Genomic DNA, 7,765 nt, shown 5'->3' on the forward strand with positions numbered 1-7,765 from the left:
GGACGGTCGGGAGCGCTAAAGTGGATCCTCGTCGCCTGCTTCGGCTATCAAGGGTTCAGCAACGCGAAGTTCGGCCGCATCGAGTGTCACGAAGCGATCAACGCGTTCGCTCGCGAGATTTTGCTGACGGCGAAACAGCGATTAGAAGCCGGCGGCTGGCGCGTCGTCCACGGCATCGTCGACTCCATCTGGGTGACGCCGGACCCCGACGTCGACGACGAGGACCGCGAGGACCTCGAGACGCTCGCGACGGCAATCACGGAAGATGTCGAGATCCGGCTCGAACACGAAGCCCACTACGACTGGGTGGCGTTCGTGCCGCAGCGCGAGAGCGACGCCGGCGCGTTGACGAAGTACTTCGGGAAGGTCGCCGGTGACGACGATTTCAAGATCAGGGGCATCGAAGCCCGACAGCGCTCGACCCCGCCGTTCATCGAGGACGTCCAGCGGGACTGTCTCGACCGTCTCGATGCGACTCAATCTCCGGACACCGTACTCGACCGTCTTCAGGATGCGATCAAGCGCCTCCACGCTGGGACGGTGCCGGTCGAGCAGCTCGTCGAACGGAATCGTGTCTCCAAGCCACTGGAAGGATATACACAAAACACGCAGAACGTGGCGGCGCTGAAGCGGGCTCGGGACCAGGACCTCGCTATCCACCCGGGACAGGACATCGAGTACGTGGTCGTCGACGACGAGAAGAGTTCTCGAGAGCGGGTCGCGTTGGCTCACGAAGAGACGGAGTCGTACGATGCGTCGTACTACGAGACGCAACTCGTCAGAGCTGTCGAGAGTGTGCTGTCACCGCTTGGCTGGGATCGCACGGAGATACAACAAGAACTCGCAGGGGCACGTGAGCCAGAGCTAACCGATTTTCAGTAACCGGGCAACGAATGGTTCAATAAAGAATCACGGTCGCACTCCCTCCCCCCGTCATCGATGTGTAAAACCATGAGAGGAGGGAGGGGGTGACGAGAACAGAATGGCGAAAACCGGCGATGAGACCATTAACATGAAGGAGAGTGTCTCAGCGACGCAATCTATATTCTCGTAAGCAATGCATATTGTCTGACAAAGTTTTATATGCAGCGCGTTACAATCAGAACCGTACTGCATTCAGATGTGAAGGTTAGAAGAAGTGACGCTTCGACTAACCGAACAGAGATGCCCATATCACGCTTCTCGACCACCTACACGATCTCTCTTGTTTTCAACCGTCTCGTGGCGTCAAGCCCGACTTTCGTGATTTATTCTACGTGAGTTCCCCCTTCCACCCCTGCTGTTTACACATCGATGACGGGGGGTGGGGGTCACGAGACTCCGTATCTTGATCTCTTTTCCAGTGGGTTAGAACGATCTGATGCGGAAGTGGCTGCTCCTCGTTCGCTGACTCACCGCCACCAGTTCAGGACTCTCTCGACTTCTCCCCCGCTACAATCTCGACTTTACACATCGAAGACGGGGGTGTGTTCTCCACCGGGTGCTCGCCAGGATTCTTACTCCTCGTGAAATTCTTTCAGCTGAGCATTCACGACTGAACTGAGGAGTTCTTCCTGCTGGGCTATTCCTTCCAAGCGTGTATCATCGACGATCCGAGTCATCATCGCTTCAGGATCACCCGTGAATGTGAACTCCATATACATCCCGCGGCCTCGTCCGCGGCTTTTCCGGGATGTTGAAATCAACCCGTATGTCGAGAGTTCTTTGACATATTTGACGTACGTTTCACGGGTCATCTGGTCCGCGTCGAGTTCGTTCGTGACCCACTGATAAACTTTGAATCCAACCGGACTTGGGACGGAACTACCCGTCCGACTCGAGTGATACGCAACGGCTGCGGTTGCGTACAGTGAAATCTTCTTTTGTGTCGTAAGCCCCTCAACGAGCTTCAGCGACCGGTCTTTGTCAATCTCCTCCTGAGATTCTCGGACGTGGTCCTCCGTGACCACTTCATCTCCTCGTTCGTCTGCGAGGTCGCCGGCACCGCGGAATAGGTCGATCGCCTTCCGTGCGTCACCGTGACTCTGTGCAGCGAACGCCGCCACGAGCGGAATCACGTCATCCTCGAGAGCATCTTGACGGAACGCATCGCGTCGATTTTCGAGAATTTCGCGCAGCTGATTCGCGTCGTAGTCAGGGAAGTAGACATCACGTGGATTGAACGAGCTCTCGGCACGTTCGTCGATGTCTTCCATAAACTTTGGATCGTTCGTCAGCGCTGCGACGGACACGCGGCCTTCGATTTCGTTCGTGTTACTCGCCCGTGATAGCTGATAGAGAAGCTTTGAGTATGCGGGTTCGTCGTTTTCGCGCCGGCCAACCAGGAGATCGATCTCGTCGAGAATGAAGATAACCGAATCGTAGTACTCGTTGATGAGTTCGTACAGACGTCGGTACTTGCGCTTCGTCGAGACGCCGGTCTCTGGAACTCCGACTTCAGTACCCACGTCCTGGGCGACAGTTTGGACGAGTTCGTAGACGGCCTGATCGAGCGTATTGATTGGTTGGCAGTTGATATCGACAACGCCGAAACGTTCGCCTTTGGATTGACAGAGCTCGATGATCTGTTGCGTGACGGCCCCGATGATGAGTGACTTACCTGTCCCTGCGGGACCGTACAGCAGCATATTCGGTGGCCGATTTCCTTGGAGAGTCGGCTTCAGAAATGAGACGACGGACTCGAGCTGGTCGTCACGGCCGACGATTCGCTCCTCGTCGATAATCGTGTCAGGCTCAACGAGGTCCCGGTTGACAAACACCGATGCCTCCCCCTCATCATCGAGCATATCACGGATCGACCGCTGAGCGGTCTCTTCGGTCGATCCCTGATTTTGGCTTGCGTCTCCGGCAGCATCCTCACGGGCGGATTCTAACTGCTGTCCATCCGATGTAGAACTAGTTTCTTCATCAAGGGTGGATTGGTCCGCCCCTTCTTGATCACTACCGGCCATATGCCTGCTGTACGCCGGAGCATTAAAAAGATTAACCTCCGTCGATGTTTATTCGTCCGCTGTATCGAATATTTCGCCTGAATTCGGCGTTTTCGTGGCTCGTTAGTTACAACCGACACCGAAGTACATCCGGTGGGAGACCCCCCGTCATCGATGTGTAACGCAAAATCGGCGGCCCTCTTGTGAATTTGCGTATCTGTAATCGGAACTAGTTGTTCCACATCCTGTTATCGAAGTGCAAGCCGCATGTCTGACACCCCCCGTCATCGAAGTGTAAACGCAGGGTCGACCATCCCCCCGTCATCGAAGTGAAAATCGATTCAGTCTCCGTCCCTCTTGATGTTCACCGTTCGAATTTCATTTTGCACACGGGGTGTTCCCGCTCGACTTGTTACTCAATTCATCTCTTACACGGAGTCCAGTACGTCTGTGTCATCCCACGGATTGTAGGCCATATTCAATATACAAAACCATCCTAATAACTCTCTATCGTCGATATACGGCACATTTACACTTTGCACACGGGGTGTGTGATGAGAACCTATCAGTGGATACACTCGTGATCAGGGGTGTGGTCTGTCTCAAATAGAAAACCCATGCTTCAACTGTGGAACCCTGTTCGACTGTTCGTGCCTAAGAACGGCTCGATCGACTATTAACGGCTTAATCTAATCTCAAATTCTTTCTCGTTCCTCCTGTTTTCACTCTGGACGAGGGGTGTGTAGTCACCACTTTTCCAAGTGCACCAAAATCAAATAGCACACGGGGTGTGGGAAATCGATAATCGGATGTATTGACCCCTCATTCGTCCGGACTGACTGGCCCTTTATATTTGGACGTGACCTTGTCCCCCTCTCTCCACTGCCAGTAGTAGTAGCGGTTGTCGTTGATCTCCTTGATCGTGATCGTTGCCTTCGATGGGACCTCGTCCGGAAGATCATCAGGTCGGTCGTCGATCTCGTCGTCCTCCGACTCCTCCTCGAGGCGGGCCTCGCGAGCTTTGTGCTCTGCCAGCTCCTCGGCATAGCGTGCGACATGCTGGAGCTGGTCTGGCGAGTAGCCGTTGAGCGTGTCGACGATCTCTGTCGGGAGTTCGGCTGGCGGTGTCGGTGGCTCGTAGGACATTAGCGGTCGCCTCGTGTTAACCAACAAAGTGCGTATCGGCATAGATTTGTTGGTTAATCAGATATCGTCCCTTCGCGGGCTGAAGGTATGAATAGCAAGCTATTCAAAAATAGCAACCCGGGAACGCTGCCGATGTCAAACCAACGGCAATCAATTAAACCTCACCGTGGAGGAGGTCGATAATTCAATTGCTGCTGTGAAACTCACGAGCATTCTCTTTCTGACTCACGGTAGGAAACGTCGAGATCGAGATCGTCGTACATGCGATCGAGCATAGCGAGTGCTGACTGAAACGTCGCATAATGCTTCCGCATGAATTCTATCGTCTCGCGCCGAGAGATGACTGGATATCCTTCGACGTGGTCGGGGTTGAGCACCGAACGCTCGTTGAGGACGACTTGGAGAGGACCTTCAAACGATTCCTCCGGTTGTCGCTCAAATCCTGTTAGGATTCCAAACCGTTCGAAAAAACGCTGCCAGGCGTCGATGTCCTTCTCAAGGACGGCAAGAAAGAGCGGGTAGTCTCCGGGCTCGCGACCAACCTGATAGCCCCCTTGGGTCCACACGTAGACGGCGTCCACCTGTGTAAAGGCGAAGGGCCAGTCACCGAACTGTGGGAGTACGTACGCCTCTTCGATGGACGGTGGATTCACGGCGGCACTCGTGGCCAGCAGGTCTCGTGCCGCCTTACGGACGCGATCGTCGGTCACGAACAGTCCATCATCATATCGAAGATACCCTGCATCCTCTAGTTGATTGACTGCTTGTCGAACCGTTTCGTAGGGGGTGTGGAGATGTTGGGCTACCGTTCGGATCGAATCTCCAGGATTGACTGCGAGCAACACTCTAGCAGCAGTCTCATCAAACGGTTCGTACATCTAATAATTACCAATATTGTGGTAACAGTCAAATAGATTACTACACTTTCGGCTATGCCGTTCTGAACGGCCTATGCAATCCGTCTGACTGACTCAAGTCCCGAGACACCAGCCAGTCTGTCTCTGATCTCCTCCTCGCCAATCGCCGTAGCCCACCGGACCGTAATTTCGACGGTAATGAGTGTGGCCGACAGCTGTGGCTCGATACTATCCAATTCGTCAATCGTGACGTCATCGATAGTTTCGGGCCGCGAGAGACGCTTCTCAGCGTCAGTGACGAGGTCCCCCTCTGCGCCGCAGGGGATTCGAATCGTCACGACGGCAATTGTCGTCGATTCTGGGTCGGTGGTATTGGATACTGCCATACTATCATCTCCATTGAAGCGCGTCTCACGGGCCAGATGTTCGACAACTGTACTCCGAGTGCGCGAGGGACGATTCGAACGCCCGTCTCGGTCGTGGCACGACCGCGTGTTTCCGAACTCCACCACTCGCGCATCTTCAAACAAAAATACGGACAGGGCTAGGTCGGCTCGAACGCCTCGATCTCATCGATGATCTGCTTCGGATTCTCGGCGTGTTCGATGAACGAGAGGACGTTCTCCGACCATCCTGAGATGTTGTAGACGTTCTCGTAGCCTTCTGGCGTCACCAGGTCGCCGTAGGCCGCGAGGTCGACGAGATACAGCGCGGTGTCAGCAGACACCTCGTCCCGATACGCATCGAACGCGTCCTTGACCGTCTGGGAATCGCAGGCCGTGAACGGCGTGTTGTCCCAGATCTGCATATCGGTGAAGACGACGATGCGTTCAACAGCATCCTCTCGGTCGTGGAGGTGCTTGATCGCCTTCCAGCCGTTCGTCGAGTTCCCGACGTCCTCGTCGATTGCCAACACTGTCGCTTGGCGCTGCAGGACTGGCGTGTCGACGTGCATCGGAACGGTCTGGAAGTCGTCGCCGAACCCGCCGACGTCAGCACCCTGGTCGGCCAGCATCGCACCGAACAACGCACCGATCTCCTTCAGTCGGAGCGTGCTGTTCGCGGACAGCCGCTGATCCATCGACCCTGACAGGTCGACCGCGACAAAGGTATCGCCGAATCCGCCAGGCACCGTCTCGACCGCGACATCAATTGCGTCTTCGAGCCACTGCTCGACCGCCGGTGCCTGGACAGCCGCGTCTTGCAGCGCGGTGTAGGCCTGGTAGTACCGGAACGGGTACAGCGGCGCGTGTCGGACGGCCTCCAGGTCGAGGTGATCCACGACGGTGTCCTCCGGTACGCCGGCTTCGAGCATATTCCGGAGGTTCCGGATCGATGCGAAGATGGGCAGCGTGTACTCGTCGTCCTCGATGAGCAGTTCCCAGGCGGCTTGGGTGTTGCCGCGCTCGGAGATAACCGTCTCCCACGTGTTCGGCGCCGGCAACGGGTCGACGTCGGGATAGTCGTCAAGGCCACCACGCATGAACCGCTCGAAGAGCGCTTCCTGCTCGGCGTCGACGGGCGTGGGGTGGACGCGGTTGAAGACGTCGTGCAGCGTCACCTCGCGCCGCGACAGCTCGTACTTGCCCAGCGTGTAGGCGTCGGCCATCTCCACCAGCGCATCCTCGATCCCGCGTCGAAGCGGCCACGGGGCAGTCCCGCCGAACAGCTGGTCGTGGACAGCGAGGGCGGTCGCCGTCTCGTCCATCCGCTGGATGATCGCCGGCGCCCACTCGCGGATGAGCGACTCGGGGGAGTCGTCTTTGAATCGGTCGTCGTAGGCCGCCAGCACGAGCAGGACCTGGGGGATGTCCCGCAAGTAGAGCTCCTGGCGAGCATAGGCCGCGAGCTTCAGGACGAACTCCGGGTTGTCGTTTGCGGCGGCATCGAACTGGCGAACGACAGCAGCGAGCTGTTCGTCATCGGTCTCGTAGAACGAGCCCTCCAGCAGCTGGTTGATCGTGCGCTTGTACAGTGCGAGTCGGGGGTCGGCAGGCTCGAACGCTTCCCCACCTTCGTAGTTGGTGGTCCGCGTTGCCTCCGCGACCGTTTGCTTTGGCGTGTTGAATTCCATACTCTCACCCGGAGCCGCAACAGGCGACTCCGATCGCGGCTGCCCACACGCTCTGTGAGCAACGAGTCTCGGGAGCAAAACGTCCCGAACCAGCCTCGCATCGCTCGGCTGGACGTTCCCGGCACGATTCGAACGTGCGACACCCGGCTTCGAAGGCCGGTGCTCTGTCCTGACTGAGCTACGGGAACACGAGTGGCCGGACAATTTCTGGAGCGAACGACGGGATTCGAACCCGTAATGTGCCATCGACGTAGCGCTCCAGATCGACGGCCACTGGCGACACGGCGACCGGAAAACTGTCAGAGCGGAACCGGTGTCGAGCGTCCTCTCGGACGCTCTTTGTCCGGGATGTTCTCGATGGACTGTGCCACCGACAGGATTTGAACCTGCGAGTTCCTGGCGAAGCAACGCTCCGACTCGACGGTCGCCACGTGCGGTCGGGCAACCGGTGGTGCGACGGGCTATGACTCCCGTTGGTGTGCTTTGCGAGCGAAGAAACGCACCACCTCGACGACCACACGCTTGGGGAAAGCCGACCCTGACAGCGTCACAGATCCGCGGCTGCCCGCTATGTCAGACACGGAAAAAACGCTGTCAGGGCCAGCCTCCCCGAGTGCTCCCGAGGGGAATCGAACCCCTGGCCTCCACCTTGAAGAGGTGGCGTCTCTCGCCAACGGAGACTCCGGGAGCGCAGTAGGGACGAAATCAAGCGCTGAGGTGCGGCGGATACGCACGGATTATCGCAGGCGTTCGAAGCC

Annotated in this window: 6 protein-coding genes and 3 tRNA genes; 1 reads left to right on the top strand and 8 read right to left on the bottom strand. The window is 57.1% G+C overall.

Annotation, left to right across the window (positions count from 1 at the left end; genetic code table 11):
- Positions 1-882: DNA polymerase domain-containing protein (locus tag BLR34_RS16115; protein ID WP_281240915.1), on the top strand; the 882-nt coding region annotated here is incomplete at its 5' end.
- Positions 883-1,496: 614 nt separating this feature from the next.
- On the opposite strand, the gene BLR34_RS16120 is transcribed toward BLR34_RS16115, so the two are convergent.
- The 8 genes from BLR34_RS16120 to BLR34_RS16155 all read right to left on the bottom strand — a co-directional run bounded on the left by BLR34_RS16120 (position 1,497) and on the right by BLR34_RS16155 (position 7,697).
- The gene (locus tag BLR34_RS16120) at positions 1,497-2,951 is read right to left on the bottom strand and encodes an orc1/cdc6 family replication initiation protein (protein ID WP_092704885.1); all 1,455 of its coding nucleotides are present in this window, start codon (positions 2,949-2,951) and stop codon (positions 1,497-1,499) included.
- Positions 2,952-3,752: 801 nt separating this feature from the next.
- On the bottom strand, positions 3,753-4,076 hold the full coding sequence (locus BLR34_RS16125; protein WP_092704887.1) for a DUF6788 family protein: 324 nt from the start codon (positions 4,074-4,076) through the stop codon (positions 3,753-3,755).
- Positions 4,077-4,279: 203 nt separating this feature from the next.
- Positions 4,280-4,954, bottom strand: coding sequence for a MarR family transcriptional regulator (locus tag BLR34_RS16130; RefSeq protein WP_092704890.1), 675 nt, complete (start codon positions 4,952-4,954; stop codon positions 4,280-4,282).
- A gap of 71 nt (positions 4,955-5,025) precedes the next feature.
- A complete protein-coding gene (locus BLR34_RS16135) occupies positions 5,026-5,319 on the bottom strand; it encodes a hypothetical protein (RefSeq protein ID WP_092704892.1) in 294 nt (97 codons plus the stop codon).
- Positions 5,320-5,378: 59 nt separating this feature from the next.
- Positions 5,379-5,451, bottom strand: a tRNA-Gly gene (locus BLR34_RS16140).
- Between the two features lie 26 nt (positions 5,452-5,477).
- Entirely contained in the window at positions 5,478-7,007 is a 1,530-nt protein-coding gene (locus BLR34_RS16145) for a TROVE domain-containing protein (protein ID WP_092704894.1), read from the bottom strand.
- A gap of 113 nt (positions 7,008-7,120) precedes the next feature.
- Positions 7,121-7,195 (bottom strand) — tRNA-Arg (locus BLR34_RS16150).
- A gap of 426 nt (positions 7,196-7,621) precedes the next feature.
- Positions 7,622-7,697: transfer RNA gene (locus BLR34_RS16155), tRNA-Glu, on the bottom strand.
- Between the last annotated feature and the right edge of the window lie 68 nt (positions 7,698-7,765).

Origin of the sequence: Halovenus aranensis (assembly GCF_900100385.1) — an archaeon.
Taxonomy (GTDB): Archaea; Halobacteriota; Halobacteria; order Halobacteriales; family Haloarculaceae; genus Halovenus; species Halovenus aranensis.